The organism is Micromonospora sp. U21, assembly GCF_018070045.1.
GTDB lineage: Bacteria > Actinomycetota > Actinomycetes > Mycobacteriales > Micromonosporaceae > Micromonospora.
Genome location: NZ_JAGPYK010000016.1, coordinates 64248 through 86093 on the forward strand (window position 1 = coordinate 64248; position 21846 = coordinate 86093).

Genomic DNA, 21846 nt, shown 5'->3' on the forward strand with positions numbered 1-21846 from the left:
CCGGTCCACCCGTTCTCCTCCGGCCGGCGCCGGAATCTGTGACAGAACCAAGACAATCCGCGGACGGCTTCCGGACCTGGCGGGACGACCATGTCGGTATGTCGCTCGGATCGTCGTACCAGATCGGACGGTCGGCGCCTGGCCCGCGGCCGGCGCAACCGCTGCCACATGTCCGCGCAGCCACGCCGCTGGGCCGGCTGCTGCTCGGGGCGGCCCTGGGCCACCTGCTCGCCCTGGGCCTCACCTGCGCCGTGTTCGTGCGGACCTACCCCGGTCAGTGGCTGGACGGGCTGCTCCTGCCGCGCGCCGAGCGGGGTGGGGGCTACGAACAGCAGACCGTCCTGGTGGGACCGGCCCGCGCCGTGCTGGCCACCTTCGGCAGCCCGACGCTGCTGGCCGCCCTGCTCGGCGCGGTGCTGCTGGTGGGAGTGCTCTACCGGCGGTTGCTGGCGGGAGTGGTGGGCGTCGGCATGGTTCTCTGCGCGGTGGTGGTGGCCGGTGTGGTGAAGTCGGTGCTTCCCCGCCCGGACCTCCAGATCGTCAGTTCCAGCACCCACAACAGCTTCCCCAGTGGTCACGTCGCGGCCGCGACGACCCTGCTGCTGGCGTTCATGCTGGTCCTGCCCGGGTGGGCCCGGCGCTGGCTGGCGGTGCCGGGCGCGGCCGGCGTCTCGGTGATCTCCTCGGCCACCATGATCACTGGCTGGCACCGGTTCAGCGACGCGCTCGGCGGCGTCCTGCTGGGTGTGACGCTGTTCTGCCTGGCCGCGGCCGCGCTGGCGGCGGGTCGGCGCGGTGGCGCCGATCAGGTCGGCGCCGCCGGTTCGCGCCGCGCACCGGACAGCGCCGTGCGGCGCAGGCTGGTCGAGGGGGCTGCGGGGCTGGCCGTGCTGCTCTGGGCACTTCTGGTGGCGATGCCCGGTCTGGCCGCATCGGTGCAGCCCGGGCTGCTGGTCGCCATCGTGGCGGTGACCGGGGCGACGATCCTGGCGGTGGGCTCGGTGGTGTTCCTGGTGCGGTCGGCGGACTTCGTCTCCCCGACCCGCCTGCGGCACCGCGCCCCGCGGCATCCGGGGGCGGACAGCCGGGACGGCGGGACCCTCCAGGGTTGATACCCGACCGCCCGGACATCGACCGAAAGCTGAATCTAATCATGATGGGATACTTGGTGACATGTCCCAGGTCCTGCTGATCGAAGACCACCAGACGGTGCGCGACGGGCTGCAACTGGCGCTCACCCGACAGGGCCACACGGTCGACGCCGTGGCAACCGGTGAGCAGGGGTTGGAACGGTTGCGGGTGGCCTCGTCCGACGTCGTGGTCCTCGATCTCATGCTGCCCGGGATGGACGGGTTCGAGGTCTGTCGCCGGATCCGGCAGCTCGGCGACCTTCCGATCATCATGCTCACCGCCCGCAACGACGACATGGACGTGGTGGCGGGCCTGGAGGCCGGCGCCGACGACTACGTGGTCAAGCCCGTGCAGGCCCGGGTGCTCGAGGCGCGTATCCGTGCGGTGCTGCGGCGGACCGGTGGCGAGTCGCGGCGCAGCGGCGGCGAGCGGTCCGGCCTGGAAGAGCACGGTGCCCTCACCATCGACCGGGCAGCGCTGGTGGTCAGCAAGGGTGGGCTGCCGGTCAGCCTCGCCCCGACGGAGCTGCGCCTGCTGCTCGAACTCGCGCAGACGCCGGGCCAGGTGCTGAGCCGCCAGCAACTGCTGGAGGCCGTGTGGGAGCACGGTTACCTCGGCGACTCGCGGCTGGTGGACGCCTGCGTGCAGAGGCTGCGCGCCAAGATCGAGGATGACTCGTCGGCGCCGGTCTTCATCCAGACGGTCCGCGGGTTCGGGTACCGGTTCGGGCCGCTGTGACGCCGTGGCGCTGGGCCAGTGGCCGGGCGTCCGGCCTGCGGGTCCGGTTGCTGCTGGCCTTCGCGTTGCTGGGCGTGACCACCACCGCGGTGGTGGCCAGCGGAAGCTACTTCCAGGCCCGGACGGTCATCCTCCAGCAGGCGCAGGACGCCGCGGTGGCGTCGCTGACCGATCAGCTCACGAAGGTCTACCCGGTACGCCGGCTCCCGCCGTCCCAGGAGGAACTCGACACGTTGGCCCATCGCCTCTCCGACCGGGAGGGATACGCGGTGGTCCTCTATCGCGACATGCGGGCGCAGGGCGCTCAGTTGCCCGAACCGCTCACCCCGGAGCTGCGGCGGGCGGTCGGGGATGGCGTCATCGCCTGGCAACGCGTCTCACGCGACGGAGAACCGGTGCTGCTCATCGGGACCCAGCTGCAGATTGACCGGCCCGATGGCACGCCTGTGCCGTCCGGCCTGGAGGTCTACTCGGTGCGCAGCCTCGCTTCCGAGCAGCAGAGCATCGACCGGCTCGCCACCCTGGCGTGGCTGACCGGCGGGCTCTCCCTGGTGCTCGCGGTCCTGCTGGCCCTGCTGGCCGCCCGGGGGGTTCTGCGGCCGGTCCGCGAGCTGGGCCGGGCGGCGCGCCAGCTCGGTGAGGGCGACCTGACCACCCGGCTGGCGGTCCGGGGCGCCGACGAGCTGGCCGACGTGGCGCGGACCTTCAACGACACCGCGGGGACGCTGGAGCGGCAGGTCGGTGAGCTGCGGCGGATGGAGGCCGACGCCCGCCGCTTCGTGGCCGACGTGTCGCACGAACTCCGCACGCCCCTGGCCGCGATGACGGCGGTCACCGACGTGCTCGACGAGGAGGCGGACCGGCTGCCCGGAGATGCCGGCCGGGCCGCCCGGCTGGTCAGTCAGGAGACGCAGACCCTCACCCAGCTGGTCAACGATCTCATCGAGGTCAGCAGGTTCGACTCCGGCACGGCGCGGCTCTCCCTCGACGACGTCGACGTGGCCGCGGCCGTGACCGCGACCCTGCGGGTCCGGGGCTGGGCCGATCGGGTGCGGGCGGAGCTGCCGTCCGGAGTCTTCGCCCGGCTGGACCCCCGCCGGCTGGACGTCATCGTCGCCAACCTGGTCGGCAACGCGTTCCGGCACGGCGCCGAGCCGGTGTCCGTGCGTCTGTGCGCCGAGCCGGACTGGATCACCATCGAGGTCCGCGACCAGGGGCCGGGGCTGGACCCGGAGGTGCTGCCGCACGTCTTCGACCGCTTCTACAAGGCGGACACCGCCCGGACCCGCTCGGAGGGCAGCGGCCTCGGCCTCGCCATCGCATGGGAGAACGCGCGCCTGCACCAGCACGCCGGGCAGACCGGGAGTCTCGTCGCGGGCAACGGCCCGACGGGCGGCGCGGTGTTCACGCTCCGGCTGCCCCGGGTGGTCACGGACGCGGCGGACGCCGGAGGCGTACGGTGACCGGCCGCCGGGCGGCCCGGGCGTCGCTCGCCGGCGGGCTCCTGTTCGCGCTGCTCGCGACGGGCTGCGGGGTCCGACCCAGCGACGTCATCACCGGCCGCTCCGCGACGTCCGGCCCGGCCGTGGGCGTCGGTCTCTACCTGCTGTCGCACGGACAACTCGCGCTGGTCATCCGCGAGACCAAGGGGATCACCGCCTCGCCCGAACAGACGCTCGGCATGCTGGCGGCAGGTCCGGACGACTCCGAGCGGAGCCAGGGCCTCGTCAGCGAGGTGCCGGTTGGCCTGGTCCCGGCCACACCGGTGACGGCGACAGCCGACGGACCCGGCGTCACGGTGACCATGACGGGTGCCGTGCTGCCCTTGTCGGCGGCCGCGGCCGACCAGATCATCTGCACCGTGGCCACTGCCGTGACGCTCACCGGCCAGGTGGACAGCTTCGCCCCGGTCACGATCGCCGGGCCGGACGGCGTCCGTGCGCCGCGGTCCTGTCCGATCAAGTGACCGGGGCGACGGCCCCTCAGACCAGGTCGACCGCCCGTGCCGGCCGGGGCAACCCGACGGAGCCGACCCGGCCTTGGTCGGCCAGGGCGCCGGCGATCAGGATGTCGAGCAGGGTGGCGAACCCGATCCCGGCCTGCTGCCAGATCTGCGGGAACTGCGAGGCGGTGGTGAATCCGGGGAAGGTGTTCACCTCGTTCACGATGGGCTCGGCGGACCCCTGCGTGGGCAGGAAGAAATCGACGCGGAGCAGACCGCGGCAGTCGAGGGCGTCGAAGGCGCGGATCGCGCGGTCCTGGAGCACCTCGGTGGTGGCCGGGTCGAGCGCGGCGGGGATCTGGAAGACCGCCCCGCCGTCGTACTTCGCGTCGTAGTCGAAGAAGCCGGCGCCGGTCACCCTGATCTCCAGGGGCGGACCGGCCTGCACCCGGCCGTCGGGATGCTGGAGCACGGCCACGTCGATCTCCCGTCCGCGCGCCCCCTGCTCGACCAGCACCTTCGGGTCGACCTCCCGGGCCTGCTCGAGCGCAGCGGGAAGTCGCGACCAGTCGGTCACCCGGACCACGCCCAGGCTGGATCCCGCGCGGGCGGGCTTGACGAACACCGGCAGGCCCAGCCGTCGCTGGTCGGCCCGGGACAGCTCCTCGCCGGGACGCAGCGTCACCCCGGGGCTGACCCGCAGGCCCTCCGCGGCGAGCAGCCTCTTGGTGACGCCCTTGTCCATGCCGGCCGCGCTGGCGAAGACGCCGTTGCCGACGTACGGCACCCCGAGCCATTCCAGCAGCGACGAGACGGTGCCGTCCTCGCCGTACGGGCCGTGCAGGGCCGGGAACACCACGTCCTGGGCGCGCAACACGCGCAGCGCCAGGGGGAGTGGCACCGAACGGCCGTCGACGTGCCACCCGCCGTCCGGACCGATGAGCACCTCGGTGACCTGGTACCTGCCCCGGTCGAGGCCGGCGAGGATGCTCCCCGCCGAGCGGCGGGACACCTCGTGCTCGCCGCTCTGCCCGCCGTACAGCACTGCCAGTCGGATCGTCATTATGTTTCCGCCCTTTCGTGGAGGTGGTCGCGGGCCACCCGGGCCCCGACACCGGTCAAGATCTCGTGCGGGTTCGTGCCGGCCCACCGCGCCCACTCGGCGACCGTCGGTTGGGCGCGGTCGTCCCGGTGGGGGCCGAACACCACGACGCGATCCCCGATCGCCACGGGAAGATCGCCCGCGTCGACCACGCACTGGTCCATGGCGATGCGTCCGACGATCGGGCGACGCCGGCCGCCCAGCCACACCTCGGCGCGGCCCTCGGCGGCCCGGGTCAGGCCGTCGGCGTAACCGAGCGGCAGCAGGGCCAGGGTGGTCGGCGCGCCGGTCACGTACCCGGGTCCGTAGGAGACACCGGTGCCGGCCGGTACCCGCTTCACGTTGACCACGCTCGTGCGCAGGGTCATGGCGGCGCGTAGCCCGGCTTCGCCGGGCCCGGTCCCGCCGAACGGGTCCACGCCGTACAGCGCGACCCCGATCCGGCAGAGGTCGAAGCGGGTCCGGGGTGCCGCCAGCGCGGCCGCCGAGTTGGCCAGGTGCACCAGGTCCGGGTCGAGGCCGGCGGACCGGGCGACCCGCAGCGCCTCCTCGAAGCGCGTCACCTGCGGGCCGAGCCCGGGGCTGCCCGGTACGTCGGCGTCGGTCAGGTGCGACCACACGCCGCGCACCCGGACCCCGCCCTGCACCTCGTACTTGCGCGCCCAGCCGACCAGCTCGGGCCAGTCGTCGCCGGCGGCCCCGTTGCGGGACAGCCCGGTGTCCGCCTTGAGCTGCACCGTCGCCGGCACGCCGAGCCGGTGGGCGGCGTCGACGACAGCGTGCAGGTGGGTCGTGGTCGACACGCCGATGTCGACGCCGGCGGCGATCAACTGCTCGAAGTCGTCGTCGGGGCGGTGCAACCAGCTCAGTGTGGGTGCGGTGATGCCCGTCGAGCGCAGTGCCAGCGCCTCGGACGCCGAGGTGACCCCCAGCCAGGCGGCGCCGGCACGCAGCGCGGCCCGTGCGACCGGCACCGCGCCATGGCCGAACCCGTCCGCCTTCACCACGGCCATCAGCTCCGTACCGACGACCGACGCGATGGTCCGCACGTTGCTGGCGATCGCGTCGAGGTCGACCACCGCCTCGCCCAGGGCGCTCATCCGGCCGCCTCCGCCCGCCGGGGGCCGGGGACGGCGAACAGCCAGCGTGCGTGGACCGCAAGGAGCCCGCGGTGGACGGCCAGGCTCACGCCGATCACGAGCCCGTTCAGCAGGATCGGGTAGCCGAGCACGAGCAGGCCTTGGCCGACCCGGTCCAGCCCGGAGACCGGCCCGAGCAGCAGCCGGTGCAGCAGCGCCAGCACCGGCATGTGGATGACGTAGACGGGCAGGGTGATGCGGCCGAGCGTGGCGAGCCGGTTGCTGAGAGCGGGCCACCGACCCAGCTGGGCGGCGGCGGTGATGCCGAAGGCGACCGCCACGACGGAGACCACGGGCCACACGCCGAACCATCGCTGCGCGCCGACCGCCGCCATCGCGGCGAGCACGAGGACGTAGGCGCCCGAGGTCACCGCGAGCCGGCGCCCGGTGGCGGTGGCCGCCCACCGCTCGATCCGGGATCGCAGGTACAGGCCGGCGAGAAAGAAGATGAGGTTCTGGTACAGGCCGGCGCGGTTGCCCGGCGTGTCGAGCAGGCCGGCGGCAGCGACGGCGGACAGCGCTGCGGCGGGTACCAGGACCAGCGGGCGACGGGCCCGGCGGACGGCCTTGGCGATCGTGAAGTAGAGCGCCAGGGCGTACAGGTACCAGAGGTTGGAGGGCGTGATGGTGAGCTGCTCCAGCAGCCCGAGGGCGGACCTGGCCCGGTCGGTCGGGAAGTCCGGGGCAGCGGCGAGGACCGCGGTGTGGATCAGCAGCCAGACGGCGTACAGGTAGAGGAACCCCGCGATCCGGCTGCGGGCGACGACCCGCCAGGGCCGCTGGACGGCGTTCGCCGCGAAGACGCCGGAGATGGTGAAGAACAGCGGCATCCGCAGCGGCAGGAACTGCTCACTGACCGTTCCCCACAGGCCCGGCACCGGTACGCCGATGTGCCAGTCGATCTGCAGGTAATCCTTGACGACGACGTGCCACAGGACGACCAGGATGATGCTGACGCCCTTCGCGGCGTCGGCCCACTCCGCTCGGTGTGGTCGTCCCGGGGTGGGGCGGGACAGCGTCAGGTACCGCCGGTGGCGGAGGCGGACGTGCGGCACGTCGGGCTCGTGCTCGGGTGGCCGGGCGTCGGTAGATGTCGGCTGTCGGATCACCCGACCGAAGGTGTCAGTCGGATATCCCGGGGTGATCCGCGAATTGTCATGAACCGGTAATGGATGTCGGCGGGCCACTAGGCTCGGTGCGGAGGTGGCGAGGGATGAAGCTCGGACTGCACTACTGGAGTTACTCGACCCCGGCCGAGCCGGCGGCGATCGCACCGACCCTGACCGAGGCGGCCACCACCGCCGAGCAGGCCGGTGTCGCGTCCTTCACGGTGATGGACCACTTCTTCCAGATGGAGGCGGTGGCGGCGGCCGAGGAGCCGATGCTGGAGGCGTACACCACGCTGGGCTTCGTCGCGGCGAAGACGCAACGGATGACGCTGGGCGTGCTGGTCACCGGAGTGATGTACCGGTACCCGGGCCTGCTCGCCAAGACGGTGACGACGCTCGACGTGCTCTCCGGCGGCCGGGCCCGCCTAGGGATCGGCGCGTCCTGGTACGAGCGGGAGCAGCGCGGGCTCGGCGTGCCCGTGGTGCCGATGACCGAGCGGTTCGAGCGGCTGGAGGAGACGCTGCTCATCGTCCGGCAGATGTGGAGTGACGACAACGGACCGTTCGCCGGGCAGCACTACCAGCTCGCCGAGACGATCAACTCGCCGCAGCCGTTGAGCCGGCCGCATCCGCCCGTCATGATCGGCGGCGGTGGCGAGAAGAAGACCCTGCTCCTGGTCGCCCGGTACGCCGACGCCTGCAACCTGTTCGGCACGGCCGCCGGGGCCGACGACGTGGCGCGAAAGCTGGACGTGCTGCGCGGGCACTGCGCCGCGGAGGGCCGTGACTACGACAGGATCGAGAAGACGGTGGTCGCCCACCGGCCGCCCCTGGCCGACGTCGACGCGTTCCTCGCCGAGGTGTCCTCGTACGCCGCGCTCGGGGTCAGCGAGGTGCAGGTCACGCCGGATCGCCACCCGGTGGAGTTCGCCCGACGGCTCGGCGACGAGGTGCTGCCACGGCTGGCCGACATTGGCTGACTCTGCACTCGTGGTACGCCGTCAAGCGCCCGAAAAGCGAGTCAGTGGCAGTCCGGCGCGTTGACGTCGGGCGCGGTCGACGGGAATTATCCGAGTCACAAAAGGCCGGCGTCATCCGTCGAAAACTGCTGTCACGGCCGGCCAGGTAGCCTCTCCGGCGTGCCGCAGATGTCACCAATTCCTGTTACCGATCGGTGTGAAGTCCTGGAGTTCCTCGGCCAAGACGGAATGGGTCGAGTGTGAAATCCCGCGACCGAATGTTTCAGCGGGACGTGGCAATCGGGGAAATCATTCCACCGCCTGGTTCGACCGCGGATCGTGATGGTGCGCCTGCCATCCAGTTCGCTGCCGCTCCAAGGGCGGCGGCGGACGCAGCATGACCTCTGACGAGCCGCAGGGCGCGGTTGCCCTGAGCTGTTCCAGGTCAGGGACGAGTTCAGGTGAGCCGACAACGCCTGGTGAACCGCGCTGACGAGGGCTGACCTCCGGACGAGCCGGAGGACAGCCCTCGTCAACGGTCGGTCTCAGGCGACCGAGGCGGGGAACCGTTCCCACACCCGGTGTCTGGCCATCAGCTGCCGTACCGCGGTCAGGGCTTCGACGGCGGTGCCGGCCGTGACGACGCCGGGGGTGCCGGTCACCCCCGCCTGGTTCAGCACGGAGCCGCCGGGGCCCCAGGCGCCGATCGCCTTGGCGTGCCGCCAGCATTCCTCGACGAGAAGCAGCACGCGGGGATCCACGGCCGCCGAGGCCGGCGTACCCGCCTTGTCGTCGCGGGCGGGGATGGCGTCCGGTGCGGGCGCCGGCGCCCCGGCCAGCAGGAGCGCGTCGAACTCGACAGATCGACCGGTGGCGAAGGTCCGCTGTACGGGCAGGTCACCCACCACGCCGCCGTGCGGAGCGATCAGGAGGGGAACCATGCCGGCCTCGAACACGGCTTCGCGTACCTCGTTGACGCCGTCAAGGTCGGTGTCGGGGTCGACGACGATCCCGATCGTGCGGCCGTCGGCCGGCCACTCCCCGCCGACCTGCGACAGTGCCGGGCTGGGTGTGGCGTCGGCGAGCGGCACGGTCGGCTCCGGCGCGGGCAGCCCCAGACCGGTGGCGACCTGCGCGCACAGCACCGGGTCGATGTTGGCGAGGCACTGGAGCTGGCGTTCCTTGATCGCCTGGTGGTAGCACTTGCCGAGCTCGAAGGTGTAGGCGCGGATGATGTGCTCCTTCTCGACCGGCGACATGCTCAGCCAGAACAGGCGCGCCTGGCTGAAGTGGTCGTCGAACGAGACCGGGTTCGCGCGGACCTTGGGTGCCTCCGCCACCGTCACCGGCACGTCGAGGAGCGCGTGTTCGTCGTCGCCCGCCGGGAACGGGTTGCCGCCGTCGAGCGAGTTCGGCCGGTACGGCGCGACCCCCGCGTGGACGGCGTGCTGGTGGAATCCATCGCGGAGCATGTCGTTGACCGGGGCGTGCGGTCGATTGATCGGAATCTGGGAGAAGTTGGGCCCGCCGAGCCGGGTCAGCTGCGTGTCGACGTACGAGAACAGCCGGCCCTGCAGCAGCGGGTCGTTGGTGACGTCGATGCCCGGCGGGAGGTGACCGAGGTGGAAGGCGACCTGCTCGGTCTCCGCGAAGAAGTTCGTCGGCGTCCGGTTGAGCGTCAGTGTCCCGACGGGCTGCACCGGTGCCAGCTCCTCCGGCACGATCTTGGTCGGATCCAGCAGGTCGATCCCGGCGAAGGTCTCCTCAGGAGTGTCGGGGAAGACCTGGATGCCGAGTTCCCATTCCGGAAACGCGCCGGCCTCGATGGCGTCGTAGAGGTCCCGGCGGTGGAAGTCCGGGTCCACGCCGCCCAGCATCTGTGCCTCCTCCCAGGTCAGGGAGTGCACACCGAGCCTGGGCTTCCAGTGGAACTTGGCCAGCGCCGTCTCCCCGGCCTCGTTGACGAGACGGAAGGTGTGGACGCCGAAGCCCTCCATCGTCCGGTACGACCGCGGGATGCCACGGTCGGACATGTTCCAGAGCGCGTGGTGCTGCGCCTCGGTGTGCAGCGAGACGAAGTCCCAGAAGGTGTCGTGCGCGCTCTGCGCCTGCGGTATCTCCCGGTCCGGGTGCGGCTTGCCGGCGTGGATGATGTCGGGGAACTTGATGGCGTCCTACATGAAGAAGACCGGGATGTTGTTGCCGACCAGGTCGAACGTGCCCTCGTCGGTGTAGAACTTCATCGCGAAACCGCGCGTGTCGCGGACCGTGTCGGCGGAACCGCGCGAGCCGAGGACGGTGGAGAACCGGACGAAGACCTCGGTCTTCCGTCCCTTCTTGAGGAAGCCCGCTCTCGTGACCGCTTCCGCGGTGCCGTAGGCGGTGAAAACGCCGTGTGCGCCGGCGCCACGGGCGTGCACCACGCGCTCCGGAATGCGTTCGTGGTCGAAGTGCGTGATCTTCTCGCGCAGGTGATGGTCCTGGAGCAGGACCGGGCCGCGTGGTCCGGCCTTGAGCGAGTGGTCGGTGTCGCGGAGCCGCCCTCCCTGCGCGGTGGTGAGGAAGGCGCCCTGCTGACCGTTCGCGATCGTCGGCGCTCCGGTCTCCGCTCCGGTCGGTGTGCGGGTCTGCGGGGCGCCCTGCTCCTTCTTCGGCGGGAGCGGGTCGCGCGGCGTCGTCGGTTCCTCGACGGTTGGCGGCGCGCTGCCCGGTGCGCCAGGGACGTCCGGCGTCAGGATGTCGGCGATCTTCTCTGAGGCTGTCTTGACGGCGTTCTTGACCGCCTCGGCGGGCTTGCTGGAATCCACTGAACGAACCCCTCCATGGAGCGTTTGCGAGCAGGCTCTCGACTCCCTACCCCTGGCCAGAGGGTCAAAACGCATCAAACGTCCCGCCGCGCGATCACCGCGGGCGAGGGGGTCCGAATGTGAGCACCGCGTCGTGGTGGTCGCGCCGGGCTCGTTGCCGGGTCGACCCTCGGGACTGGTGATTTCACCGATGCGGTGACCGGGCGGGGACGCCAAAACTGACGCACGTCGATATCCCTCGACTCTAGGGAGTGCCTGACGTGTCGTCACCAACCACCACCCGTCCCCGTTCCGTGGCCGTCCGAGCCGCCCGGCTCGCGCTGGCCGCCCTGGTCGCCGGCGGCGTCCTGGCCGGTCCCTCCGGCGTCGCCCAGGCGGCGGAGAACCCGTACGAGCGGGGCCCCGCCCCGACCACCGCGATCCTGGAGGCCAGCCGCGGTCCGTTCGCCACGTCCTCGCAGAACGTGTCCTCGCTCAGCGTCACCGGCTTCGGCGGCGGCGTCATCTACTACCCGACCAGCACCAGCGAGGGCACCTTCGGCGCCATCGCCATCTCGCCGGGCTTCACCGCCGCGTGGTCCAGCATCAGCTGGCTCGGGCCGCGGCTCGCCTCGCACGGCTTCGTGGTGATCGGCATCGAGACCAACAGTCGGCTGGACCAGCCGGACAGCAGGGGCCGCCAACTACTCGCCGCGCTGGACTACCTGGTCCAGCGCAGCTCGGTGCGTACCCGGATCGACAGCAGTCGACTCGCGGTGGCCGGCCACTCGATGGGCGGCGGCGGAAGCCTGGAGGCGGCCTCGACGCGGCCGTCGCTGCAGGCCGCGGTGCCGCTCGCGCCGTGGAACACGGACAAGAGCTGGTCCGAGCTCCGGGTGCCCACGCTGATCATCGGTGGCGAGAGCGACACCGTCGCGCCGGTCTCGTCGCACTCGGAACCCTTCTACAACAGCATCCCGGCGTCCGCCGAGAAGGCGTACCTGGAGCTGAACGGGGCGAGCCACTTCTTCCCGCAGACGGTGAACACGCCGACCGCACGGCAGATGGTGGCCTGGCTGAAGAGGTTCGTCGACAACGACACCCGCTACGAGCAGTTCGTCTGCCCCGGCCCGAGCGGCCTGCAGATCCAGGAGTACCGCAACACCTGCCCCAGTTCCTGATCGCGATCCCGGGGCGGTCGCCGGTGGCGGCCGCCCCTTCCGCGCGCAGGCGACAGGGGGCATTGAAGGTCTTGACGCGGTACCCGAGAAACGTACACTGCGAGTGTAAATAACACCCGCCACAACAGAGGGATGGGTGATGGAGGGCGGTCTCGAACTGCACCACATCGGCGTACGTTTCGGCGGCCTCACCGCCCTCGACGACGTTTCGCTGCGGGTGGCACCCAACCAGGTGGTGGGCGTTATCGGGCCCAACGGCGCCGGCAAGACCACGCTGTTCAACGTGATCTGCGGCTTCGTCGCGCCGGAGACGGGTTCGCTCACCCTCGACGGCCGGCCGCTGCGGCCGCGGCCACACCGGCTGACCCGGCTCGGCATCGCCCGGACCCTGCAGGGGACCGGGCTCTTCGCCGGGCTGACCGTGCTGGAGAACGTGATGACCGGCGCCTCGCACACCGCACGGGCCGGCTTCGTCCCGGCGCTGCTCGGTCTGCCCAGCAGCGACCGCGACGAGCGGCGGCTGCGCCAGCACGCCCTGGACATTCTGGACGACCTGGGCATCGCCGGGCACGCCGACGCCGCGCCGACCACGCTGCCCTTCGCCGTACGGCAGCGGGTCGCCCTGGCCCGTGCGCTCGCCGCCCGGCCCCGGCTGCTCCTGCTCGACGAACCCGCCGGCGGCCTCGGTGACGACGACATCACCGAGCTGGCGGAGCTGGTCCGGCAGTTGCCCCGGCGGGACGCCGACCCTTGCGCGGTGCTGCTGGTCGAGCACCACATGGACCTGGTGATGGCTGTCTGCGACGAGATCGTGGTGCTGGACTTCGGCAAGGTGATCGCCGCCGGCACGCCCGACGAGATCCGCGACGACCCGGCGGTCACCGACGCCTATCTGGGAGCCACTGTCGACGAGGTCACCGCGTGAGCGCGAGGAGTGAGCCGGATCTGCGAGCCCCGCAGTCGCGAACGAAAGGCGGTGCGGCGTGAGCGCGAGGAGTGAGCCGGATCTGCGAGCCCCGCAGTCGCGAACGAAAGGCGGTGCGGCGTGAGCGCGAGGAGTGAGCCGGGTCTGCGAGCCCCGCAGTCGCGAACGAAAGGCGGCACCGCGTGAGCGCCACCGACCTGCTCGTGGTGCGCGGGTTGGTGGCCGGCTACGGTGCCGCGCCCGTGCTGCAGGCCATCGATCTCACCGTCCCGGCCGGCACCATCGCCGCGGTCGTCGGCGCGAACGGCGCCGGCAAGACCACCCTGCTGCGCGCGCTCTCCGGCATGATCCGTCCGGCCGCTGGTCAGGTCCTCCTCGCCGGGGAGGACCTGCGCGGCACGCCCGTGGAGCAGCTCGTCCGGCGTGGCATGGCGCACGTGCCGGAGGGGCGGGGTGTGATCAGCGAGCTCACCGTCGACGAGAACCTGCGGCTCGGCGGGCTGTGGCGACGCGACCGGGCCGACGCCGGCCGCGCCCTCGACGAGGTCTACCAGCTCTTCGAGCCGCTGGCCCGGCGCCGTCGGCACCTCGGCCATCAGCTCTCCGGTGGCGAGCGGCAGATGCTCGCGCTCGGCCGGGCGTTGGTCGGCCGGCCCCGGCTGCTCCTGCTCGACGAGCCGTCGCTCGGCCTGGCGCCGCGGGTGGTCGCCCGGACGATGGCTCTGCTCCGCCAACTGCGCGACCAGACCGGCCTGACCGTGCTGCTGGTCGAGCAGAACGTGCGCAGCGCGCTCGCCGTCGCCGACCAGGGCGTGGTGATGGCCCTCGGCCGGGTGGTCACCGCCGCGCCGGCGGCCGAACTGCGCGACGACGTCGAGCTGCGGCACGCCTACCTCGGTTTCTGACCACCTCGTCCCCGGGAGGGAGAACTGTTGGACCGCTTCGTCTTCCTCACCGTCGACGGCCTGTCCCGCGGTGCGGTCTACGCCGCGTTCGCGCTGGCCCTGGTGCTCATCTGGCGGGCGGCGCGGGTCGTCAACTTCGCCCAGGGGGCGATGGCCGTCGCCGCCGCGTACGTCGCCTACACCGTGGCCGCGCAGACCGGCTCGTACTGGCTCGGCTTCGTGGTCGCGATCGTCGTCGGGCTGCTGCTCGGCGCGCTGGTGGACCGCGCGGTGATGCGCTTCGTCGACCACACGTCGCCGCTCAACCCGGTGATCGTCGCGCTCGGGCTGGTGCTGCTGATCCAGGCCGTTCTGGGCATGGTGTACGGCAGCGAGTTCCGGCCCGCCGAGGCGCCGTTCAGCCGGTCCGCGCTCAGCGTGGGCGGGGTCGCCGTGCTGTCGCCGTACGACCTGTTCGTCTTCGCGGCGATCGGGGTGGTGGTCAGTGGGCTGGCCTGGATGTTCGCCCGTACTCCGGTCGGGCTGCGGATGCGGGCGGCGGCCTTCGCCCCCGAGGTCTCCCGCCTGCTCGGGGTCAACGTCGGTGGCATGCTGACCCTCGGCTGGGCGCTCGCCTCGGGCGTGGGCGCGCTGGCCGCCATGCTGGTCATTCCCACCGAGCTGGGCCTGCACCCGCACGCGATGGACCTGGTCTTCGTCTCGGCGTTCACCGTGGCGGTGGTCGGCGGTCTGGACAGTCCCCCAGGGGCGGTCGTCGGCGGCCTCGTGGTGGGTCTGCTGCTCTCCTACGTCAGCGGCTATGCCGGCAGTGACCTCACCCCACTGGCGGTGCTGGTCCTGCTGCTGGCGGTGCTGCTGGTCCGGCCCGGTGGGCTGTTCGCCCCGGTCGCGGCGAGGCGGGTGTGAGCGCCACCCGGGCGGCCCTGCCGCCGACGCGCGAGCCGGCCGGCGCCAGCGAGCGTCCGGTCGACCGGCGACGCGGCTCCACCCTGCTGCGCCACCTCGCCTTCGCGCTCGCCGCCGGGCTGCTGCTGGTCGGGATCAGCTACGCGGTCGAGCCGTTCCGCAACTTCCAGCTCGCCACTGTGGCCGCCTACCTCTGCGCCACCGCCGGGCTGACCGTCCTCACCGGGCTCAACGGTCAACTCTCGCTCGGTCACGGCGCGTTGATGGCGACCGGCGCGTACACCGTGGCCTTCTGCCAGAACGCGTTCGCCGACCGGGGGATGACCGGTGGTTGGCTGCTGCCGCTCTCGCTCGGCGCGGCGATCCTCAGCACGGTCGTGGTCGGCGCGGTGGTCGGCGTCGCCGCGGCCCGGCTGCGCGGCCCCTACCTGGCCGGGGTCACCCTCGCCGTGGCCGTCGTCGTGCCGGCGCTCGCCGTCACCTTCGACGGCGTCTTCAACGGTGAGCAGGGGCTGTCGGTGCCGGTGGAGCCACCGCCGGCTTCGCTCGGCCCCTACTTCCCCTATGAGCGGTGGCAGCTCTGGCTCGCCGGGGCGGCCACCCTGCTCGCCCTGCTGCTGCTGGCGAACCTGATCCGCAGCCGTTTCGGGCGTACCTTCCGGGCGGTCCGTGACGACGAGGTGGCCGCCCGCCTCGCCGGCATCCACGTGGCCCGCACCCAGGTCCTCGCGTTCGTGGTCAGTGCTGCCACCGCCGGCCTAGGCGGCGCCCTGCTCGCGGTGCTGGCGCAGAGCGTCTCGCCCGGCGCGTTCTCGCTGACGCTGTCGCTCTTCCTGCTGATGGCCGTGGTGATCGGCGGTCTGGGTCGTCTCACCGGCGCGCTGTGGGGGGCCGTCCTGCTCGTCGCCCTGCCCGATCTCACCCATTCCGCGACCGAGCTGCTGACGCTCTCGCCCGCGGTGGCGCAGCGGCTGGAGGGCAACCTCCCGCTGGCGATCTTCGGAGTCACCCTGATCGTCGTCATGATCGCCGCACCCGGCGGCGTGCAGGGTCTGCTGTCGCGTGTCGGCCGGGCCCTGCTGGCGCGCTGGCCTGCCCGGCGGTCCTGAGCTGTCCCCTGTCCGGCCTCGGCCGGGCGCCCCACCACCAAACCGTTCGATTTGAGAACCGGACCGAGAAAGGTCGGTGTTTCCGATGCACCGTACGGCACGACGCGGTCTTGCGATCGCCAGCACCATCGCTCTGCTGATCACCACCGTCGGTTGCAGCGGCGACGACGGTTCCGGTCCCGGCGGGGGATCGGTGCCGGGCGTCACCGACACCGAGATCGTCGTCGGCACCCACATGCCGCTCACCGGACCGGCCTCGGCCGGCTACTCCAAGATCGCCCCGGCGACGAAGGCGTACTTCGACTACGTCAACGCCAACGGCGGCGTGCACGGTCGGAAGATCACCTACAAGATCATGGACGACGGCTACAACCCGGCGAACACGCAGCAGGTGGTTCGCCAGCTCGTCCTGCAGGACAAGGTCTTCGCCATCCTCAACGGCCTCGGTACGCCGACGCACACCGGCGTGCTCGACTTCCTCAAGAGCAACCGGGTGCCCGACCTCTTCGTCGCGTCCGGCAGCCGCAGCTGGGACCAGCCGGACAAGTATCCCGGCACGTTCGGCTTCAACCCCGACTACACGGTCGAGGGCAAGATCCTTGCCAACTACGCCAAGGCGAGCCTGGCCGGCCAGAAGGTCTGCTTCCTCGGCCAGGACGACGACTTCGGCCGGGACAGCCTGGCCGGCGTGGAGAAGGTGCTGGGCGCGGGGGGCGTGGCGGTCAAGCAGACCTATGTCACCAGCAACACCAACGTGGCGCCGCAGATCGGCGCGTTCAAGGCGGCCGGTTGCCAGGTCGTCATGCTCGCCACCGTGCCCGGCTTCACCGCGCTCTCCATCGGCACCGCCGCGCGGCTGGGCTTCAAGCCGCAGTGGCTGGTCTCCAACGTCGGCGCCGACCATCCGACGCTGGCCAAGCAGCTCGGCGCCGCCGCCCCACTGCTGGAGGGCGTGGTCGGCACCAACTACCTGCCGATGCAGAACGACACCGCGAACCCGTGGATCCAGCTCTTCACGAGAATCAACAAGTCGCACAACGGGGACGCGCCGTTCGACGGCAACACCGTCTACGGCATGTCGGTCGGGTACCTCTTCGTGCAGGTGCTGCTCGCCGCCGGCAAGGACCTCACCCGCGAGAAGGTGCTCGAGACCGTGCAGAAGGGCGGCTTCCAGGGCCCCGGGCTGGTGCCGCTGCGCTTCTCCGCCGACGACCACTCCGGCTACGGCGGGCAGCGGCTGAGCCGGGTGAGCGGGGGAGTGCAGAGCTACTTCGGCCCGGCGTACGAGACCGACGAGGCGGACGGGCCCGTCAACGAGTACACCGCCGCACCGGTGGCCCCGCCGGCGAACGGGGTGCCGACCGTCTCCTGACGACCCGTACGCCCGGCAGTCGACCGGGCGTGGTCGCGCGGCACACCGCCGTGACCACGCCCGGTCGTACGGCTGCCCGCCGCCCTGACCGCACCTGATCCGGCTGCCGGCGGGCGGTGGGAGAGTGCGGCCTGCCCGAGAGCCGCCGCTGCCGTCCAGGCGTTGACCGACACCGATCGCTGCTCCTACTATCTGCACTGTGAATGCAGATTCAGGTCGGCTCGCGGGTCGGGTCGCCATCGTCACCGGTGCGAGTCGGGGGATCGGTCTGGCCATCGCCCAGCGGCTGGTGGCCGAGGGCGCGCGGGTTGGCCTGACGGCCCGGCGTCCGGAGGCGCTGGCCGAGGCGGTCACCGCGCTCGGCGGCCCGGCGTACGCCGTGGCCGTGCCCGGGCGGGCCGACGACGCCGAGCACCGGGCCGCCGCGGTACGAGAGGTCACCGCGGCGTTCGGGCCGGTGGACCTCCTGGTCAACAACACCGGCATCAACCCGGTGCGCGGCCCGCTGGTGGGGCTGGACCTGGCGGCGGCGCGCAAGATCCTCGACGTCAACCTGGTCGCCGCGCTCGGCTGGGTGCAGGAGGTGTGCGCCGCCGGTATGGCCGACCGGGGTGGCTGCGTCGTCAACATCTCGTCGATCGCCGGCCTCGGCCCGTCGCCCGGCATCGCCTTCTACGGGGTGAGCAAGGCCGCGCTCAACCACCTCACCGCCAGCCTCGCCGCGGAGCTGGGGCCAACGGTCCGGGTCAACGCCGTCGCGCCCGGGGTGGTGAAGACCCGCTTCGCCTCCGCGCTGTACGAGGGCCGGGAGGACGAGGTCGCCGCACGGTACCCGCTCGGGCGGCTCGGCCTGCCGCAGGACGTGGCCGGCGTGGTCGCCTTCCTGGCCTCCGCCGACGCCGCCTGGATCACCGGGCAGACCATCGTCTGCGACGGCGGCGTCACGCTGACCGGCCGCGCCGGGTGACGGCGGCCCGGGTACCGATGATCACCGTTTGTCTAGACTCGGCGGTGCGTCGGGGGACGTCATGGCGGTGAAGGGGCGGGGGCGGATGGACGGGGTCGAGGTCGCGGGCCGGGTCGACGGGCGGACCGCGCGGGCCGAGCGCACCCGTGTGGCCATCGTCGAGGCGCACCTCGCGCTCATCTCCGAGGGTGACCTCCGGCCGACCGGGGAGCGCATCGCCGAGCGGGCCGGCATCTCGCTGCGCACCCTCTGGACCAACTTCAAGGACATGGAGACGCTCTTCGAGGCGAGCGGCGCCGAGGTGCTCCGCCAGCAGGACGCTGCCTACCGGCCGATCTCCTCAGGGCTGCCGCTGGCGAAGCGGATCGACGCGTACTGCCGGCAACGGGCCCGGCTGCTCCAGCTCATCGCGCCGTCGGCGCGGGCCGCACAGATGCGCGAGCCGGTCTCGGACCAGTTGCACCGCAACCGCCTCAAGCACATCGACCGGGTCCGAGATGAGGTCGAGCAGCTCTTCGCCGCCGAGCTGGCGCAGGCCGGGCGGGGCCGGGGGCAGCTGCTCAACGCACTGGTGGCGGCCAGCATGTGGCCTGCCTGGTCGATGTTGCGCGACGGCCTGGAGCTGAGCGTGGACCAGGCCCGCGGCGTCATGGCCCGCACGGTGGGCGCCCTGCTGGCCGAGGTGACGGCCGGCTGAGCGCAGCCCGGTACGAAGGTCGCCCACCTCTTTCCATCCGGTTACCGATAGGTGACACTGAATACATGGTTACTGCATCAAGAGTGCAAATAACCGTGCTGCGCGGCCGGGACGACGAGTGCCGGGCTGTCCGGAACCTGCTCGGCGGTGTGACCGACGGCGGTGGTGCCCTGCTGCTGCACGGCGAGCCCGGGTCGGGCCGGACCGCGCTGGTCGGCTACGCCCACCGGTACGCCGAGGGCTGCACCGTGCTGGCCGCGACCGGCCTGCCCGAGGAGGCCGCGCTGCCGTACGCCGGCCTGCAACGCCTGCTCGACCCGGTGCTCGACCGGGCCAACGCCCTGCCCGAGCAGCAGTGGCACCTACTGCGGCGCGCGCTGGACGGCGAGGGCTGCCCGACCGACCGCCAACTGGCACTGTCGATGTCCGTGCTCGGACTGCTCGCCGCCGCCGCCCGGGACCGCCCGCTGCTCGCCACCATGGACGACGTCGACCGGGGGGACCGGCGGACCGCGAGGGTGCTGGCCTTCGTGGCCCGCCGGTTGCGGCACCTGCCGGTCGCCGTCCTGCTCACCGCCGACGTCACCGCCACGGTCGACGGGATACCGGCGCACCGGCTCCGGCCCCTGGACGAGCGGGAGAGCGTCGCCGTCCTCACCGACCGGCTGCCCGAGCGACCCGCCGCGCCGGTCGTGGCAGCGCTCGCCGCGGTCGGTGGCGGCAATCCGCAGGCCCTGGTGGACCTCGCCGAGGTGCTCACCCCCGCCCAGGGGCGGGGGGAGGAGCCGCCGCCCACCGCCCCACCGGCCGACGGCGTGCTGGGCCGCGCCTACCGGGCCCGGCTGGACCGGTTGCCGCCGGACACCCGACGGATGCTGCTGCTCGCCGCGCTCGACGAGGACGGGCAGCCAGCCACCCTGATCCGGGCGGCGGCGGTCGCCGGCACCGCGGTCGAGGCGCTCGCCCCGGCGGAGGTCGCCGGCCTGGTCCGCGTCGAGCCGCGGAGCGTCACGTTCCCCCAGCCGCTGGCCCGTGCGATGGTCGCGGCCGGCGCACCGCTCGCGGAGCGCCGCGCGGCGCACCGGCTGCTCGCCGGCGTGCTCGATTCCGACGGGCAGCGGCTGCGCCGGGCGATGCATCTCGCCGCCGCGACGGCGGGTGCCAACCCGGCCCTCGCCACCGAGCTGGAAGAGGCGGCGGCCGGTGGGGAAAGCGGCTGGGCCACCGCCTCTGCTGCGCTGTGCCGGGCCGCCGAACTCAGTGACCAGCCGGCCCGCGCCGCCGCCCGCCTGCTGGCCGCTGCCCGGTACGCCTGGGCCGCGGGCCAACCCGGTCGGGCCCGGCTGCTGCTCGACCGCCTCCGCGCCATCCCCGCGGACGGGACCGTCACCGGTCACGCCGAGCTGCTGCGCGGCGAGCTGGAGCTGCGGTGTGACGGCGCCTCGGTCGCATCGGCCACCCTGCTGGCCGCCGCGGGGGCGGTGGCCCACACCGACCGCGCCCTCGCGTTGGCTGCGCTGGCGCGGGCCGGCGAGGCCGTCTGCTTCGCCGGCGACCAGTACCGGTACGCCGAGGTCGGCCGCCGGGCACTGGCGTTGCGGCGCCCGAACGACCCGCCGGCGACAGAGTTGATGAGCTCTCTGGTCGCCGGGGTGGCGGCCACCCTGCGAGGCGACCATGAGCGAGCCGGCCCCGCGCTGCGACGCGCCGTCGTGCTGGGTGGGCGTCTGGCCGGGCCGGCGCTGACCCCGACCGCGCTCACCTGCGCGGCGGCGGCCGGCCTGGTGGTCGCCGTGGACGGCGCGGCGCACCGGCTCGCCGAGCGCGCCGCCGGGTTGGCCCGCGACCGGGGCGAACTGTCCATGCTGTCCCGGGCACTGGAGCTGCGGGCCGTCGCCGAGTACTGGCTGGGCCGGCACGAGGCGGCGGCGGAGACGTCCCGCGACGGCCTGCGGGTCGCGCGTGCCACCGGTCAGGTCAACTGCGCCAACGTCCACCTGGGCATGCTCGCCGTGCTGGCCGCCATCCGGGCCGACCGGGCAACCAGTCTGCGGCGGATCCGGGAGATCGGCGAGGCGCCGACGCCGGGCAGCCGGCCACACGCGTTCGCCGGGTGGGCGCTGGCGGTGCTCGACCTGGTCGACGGCCGGCACGCCGAGGCCGCGGCCCGACTGGCGTCCCTGGCCCGGCTCGGTACCGGCCGGGGTCAGGTCCTCGTTCAGGTGATGGCCACCCCGTACCTGGTGGAGGCGGCCGCCCACCTGGCGCACCGACCGGCGGCGACGGCCGCGCTCGCCGTCTTCGACCGGTGGGCCAGCAGCACGGCGAGCCCGTTGCGCCGGGCGCTCTCCGCCCGCTGTCACGCGCTGCTCGCACCACGGGGCAGCGCCGAGGCCGAGCGGGAGTTTCGGACGGCGCTGCGGCTGCACCCGACGGAGGCCGGCACGTTCGAGCGGGCACGTACCGAGTTGCTCTTCGGTCAGGAGCTGCGCCGCAGGAGACGTCCGCGCGACGCCCGCGCACACCTGCACCAGGCCCGCGAGACGTTCACCCTGCTCGGGGCGAGCTGCTGGGCCGAGCAGGCCACCGCGGAACTGCGCGCGGCCGGCGAGTCGGTGGGCCCGCCGGACCTGCCCGCGGCGCGGCTGCTGACCGGCCAGCAACTACGGATCGCCGAACTTGTCGCGGAGGGTGCCACCAACCGGGAGATCGCCGCCCGGATGTTCCTCTCCACCCGCACGGTGGACCATCACCTGCGCAACGTCTTCCACCGGCTCGGCATCCGCTCCCGCACCGAGCTGGTCCGCGCGTTCGCCGCCGAGCGGCACGCCGGGCTGGCCTCCGACCGGTGATCGCCGGCCGGTCACCGTCCGGCCTG

At 72.6% G+C, this 21846-nt stretch carries 17 protein-coding genes and 1 pseudogene; 14 read left to right on the plus strand and 4 right to left on the minus strand.

Annotated features, from left to right (window positions below; all coding sequences use genetic code 11):
- Positions 1–98 precede the first annotated feature (98 nt).
- From KBX63_RS20970 to KBX63_RS20985, 4 genes are all read left to right on the plus strand, one after another.
- The gene (locus KBX63_RS20970; RefSeq protein ID WP_210913198.1) at positions 99–1112 is read left to right on the plus strand and encodes a phosphatase PAP2 family protein; all 1014 of its coding nucleotides are present in this window, start codon (positions 99–101) and stop codon (positions 1110–1112) included.
- A gap of 61 nt (positions 1113–1173) precedes the next feature.
- Positions 1174–1869, plus strand: a complete 696-nt coding sequence (locus KBX63_RS20975; protein ID WP_210913202.1) for a response regulator transcription factor — start codon at positions 1174–1176, stop codon at positions 1867–1869.
- Positions 1866–3332 carry a HAMP domain-containing sensor histidine kinase gene (locus KBX63_RS20980; RefSeq protein ID WP_210913204.1) on the plus strand — a complete coding sequence of 489 codons (1467 nt, stop codon included), beginning with the start codon at positions 1866–1868 and terminating at the stop codon, positions 3330–3332. Before KBX63_RS20975 ends, KBX63_RS20980 begins: the two co-directional genes overlap by 4 nt.
- The gene (locus KBX63_RS20985) at positions 3329–3835 is read left to right on the plus strand and encodes a hypothetical protein (protein ID WP_210913206.1); all 507 of its coding nucleotides are present in this window, start codon (positions 3329–3331) and stop codon (positions 3833–3835) included. Before KBX63_RS20980 ends, KBX63_RS20985 begins: the two co-directional genes overlap by 4 nt.
- A 16-nt stretch (positions 3836–3851) precedes the next feature.
- On the opposite strand, the gene KBX63_RS20990 is transcribed toward KBX63_RS20985, so the two are convergent.
- The 3 genes from KBX63_RS20990 to KBX63_RS21000 are packed head-to-tail and all read right to left on the minus strand — an operon-like array spanning position 3852 to position 7161.
- Positions 3852–4874 carry a D-alanine--D-alanine ligase family protein gene (locus tag KBX63_RS20990; protein WP_210913208.1) on the minus strand — a complete coding sequence of 341 codons (1023 nt, stop codon included), beginning with the start codon at positions 4872–4874 and terminating at the stop codon, positions 3852–3854.
- Positions 4874–6013, minus strand: a complete 1140-nt coding sequence (gene alr / locus KBX63_RS20995) for an alanine racemase (protein WP_210913210.1) — start codon at positions 6011–6013, stop codon at positions 4874–4876. Before alr ends, KBX63_RS20990 begins: the two co-directional genes overlap by 1 nt.
- Positions 6010–7161 (minus strand): acyltransferase, encoded by a 1152-nt coding sequence (locus KBX63_RS21000; RefSeq protein ID WP_210913212.1) that lies wholly within the window; start codon positions 7159–7161, stop codon positions 6010–6012. The genes alr and KBX63_RS21000 overlap by 4 nt, the downstream gene beginning before the upstream one ends.
- Before the next feature lie 104 nt (positions 7162–7265).
- Here KBX63_RS21000 and KBX63_RS21005 point away from each other — a divergent pair, with 104 nt between their 5' ends.
- Entirely contained in the window at positions 7266–8141 is an 876-nt protein-coding gene (locus KBX63_RS21005) for an LLM class F420-dependent oxidoreductase (protein ID WP_210913214.1), read from the plus strand.
- A gap of 524 nt (positions 8142–8665) precedes the next feature.
- Here KBX63_RS21005 and KBX63_RS21010 read toward each other — a convergent pair.
- Positions 8666–10927 (minus strand): annotated as a pseudogene (locus tag KBX63_RS21010) (catalase).
- Positions 10928–11187: 260 nt separating this feature from the next.
- On the opposite strand from KBX63_RS21010, the gene KBX63_RS21015 reads away from it, so the two are divergent.
- From KBX63_RS21015 to KBX63_RS21055, 9 genes are all read left to right on the plus strand, one after another.
- Positions 11188–12087 (plus strand): alpha/beta hydrolase, encoded by a 900-nt coding sequence (locus KBX63_RS21015; protein ID WP_210913216.1) that lies wholly within the window; start codon positions 11188–11190, stop codon positions 12085–12087.
- A gap of 139 nt (positions 12088–12226) precedes the next feature.
- On the plus strand, positions 12227–13012 hold the full coding sequence (locus tag KBX63_RS21020; RefSeq protein WP_210913218.1) for an ABC transporter ATP-binding protein: 786 nt from the start codon (positions 12227–12229) through the stop codon (positions 13010–13012).
- Between the two features lie 182 nt (positions 13013–13194).
- Positions 13195–13917, plus strand: a complete 723-nt coding sequence (locus KBX63_RS21025) for an ABC transporter ATP-binding protein (protein ID WP_210913220.1) — start codon at positions 13195–13197, stop codon at positions 13915–13917.
- A gap of 27 nt (positions 13918–13944) precedes the next feature.
- Positions 13945–14823: a branched-chain amino acid ABC transporter permease gene (locus tag KBX63_RS21030; RefSeq protein ID WP_210913222.1), complete on the plus strand. Its 879-nt coding sequence runs from the start codon at positions 13945–13947 to the stop codon at positions 14821–14823.
- A complete protein-coding gene (locus KBX63_RS21035) occupies positions 14820–15932 on the plus strand; it encodes a branched-chain amino acid ABC transporter permease (protein WP_210913224.1) in 1113 nt (370 codons plus the stop codon). Before KBX63_RS21030 ends, KBX63_RS21035 begins: the two co-directional genes overlap by 4 nt.
- Positions 15933–16017: 85 nt before the next feature.
- Positions 16018–17304 (plus strand): ABC transporter substrate-binding protein, encoded by a 1287-nt coding sequence (locus tag KBX63_RS21040; RefSeq protein WP_210913226.1) that lies wholly within the window; start codon positions 16018–16020, stop codon positions 17302–17304.
- A gap of 199 nt (positions 17305–17503) precedes the next feature.
- Positions 17504–18271, plus strand: coding sequence for an SDR family oxidoreductase (locus KBX63_RS21045; protein ID WP_210913228.1), 768 nt, complete (start codon positions 17504–17506; stop codon positions 18269–18271).
- A gap of 85 nt (positions 18272–18356) precedes the next feature.
- Positions 18357–18968: a TetR/AcrR family transcriptional regulator gene (locus tag KBX63_RS21050; RefSeq protein WP_210913331.1), complete on the plus strand. Its 612-nt coding sequence runs from the start codon at positions 18357–18359 to the stop codon at positions 18966–18968.
- An 83-nt stretch (positions 18969–19051) separates the two neighbouring features.
- Positions 19052–21820, plus strand: a complete 2769-nt coding sequence (locus tag KBX63_RS21055) for an AAA family ATPase (RefSeq protein ID WP_307871779.1) — start codon at positions 19052–19054, stop codon at positions 21818–21820.
- Positions 21821–21846: the final 26 nt, after the last annotated feature.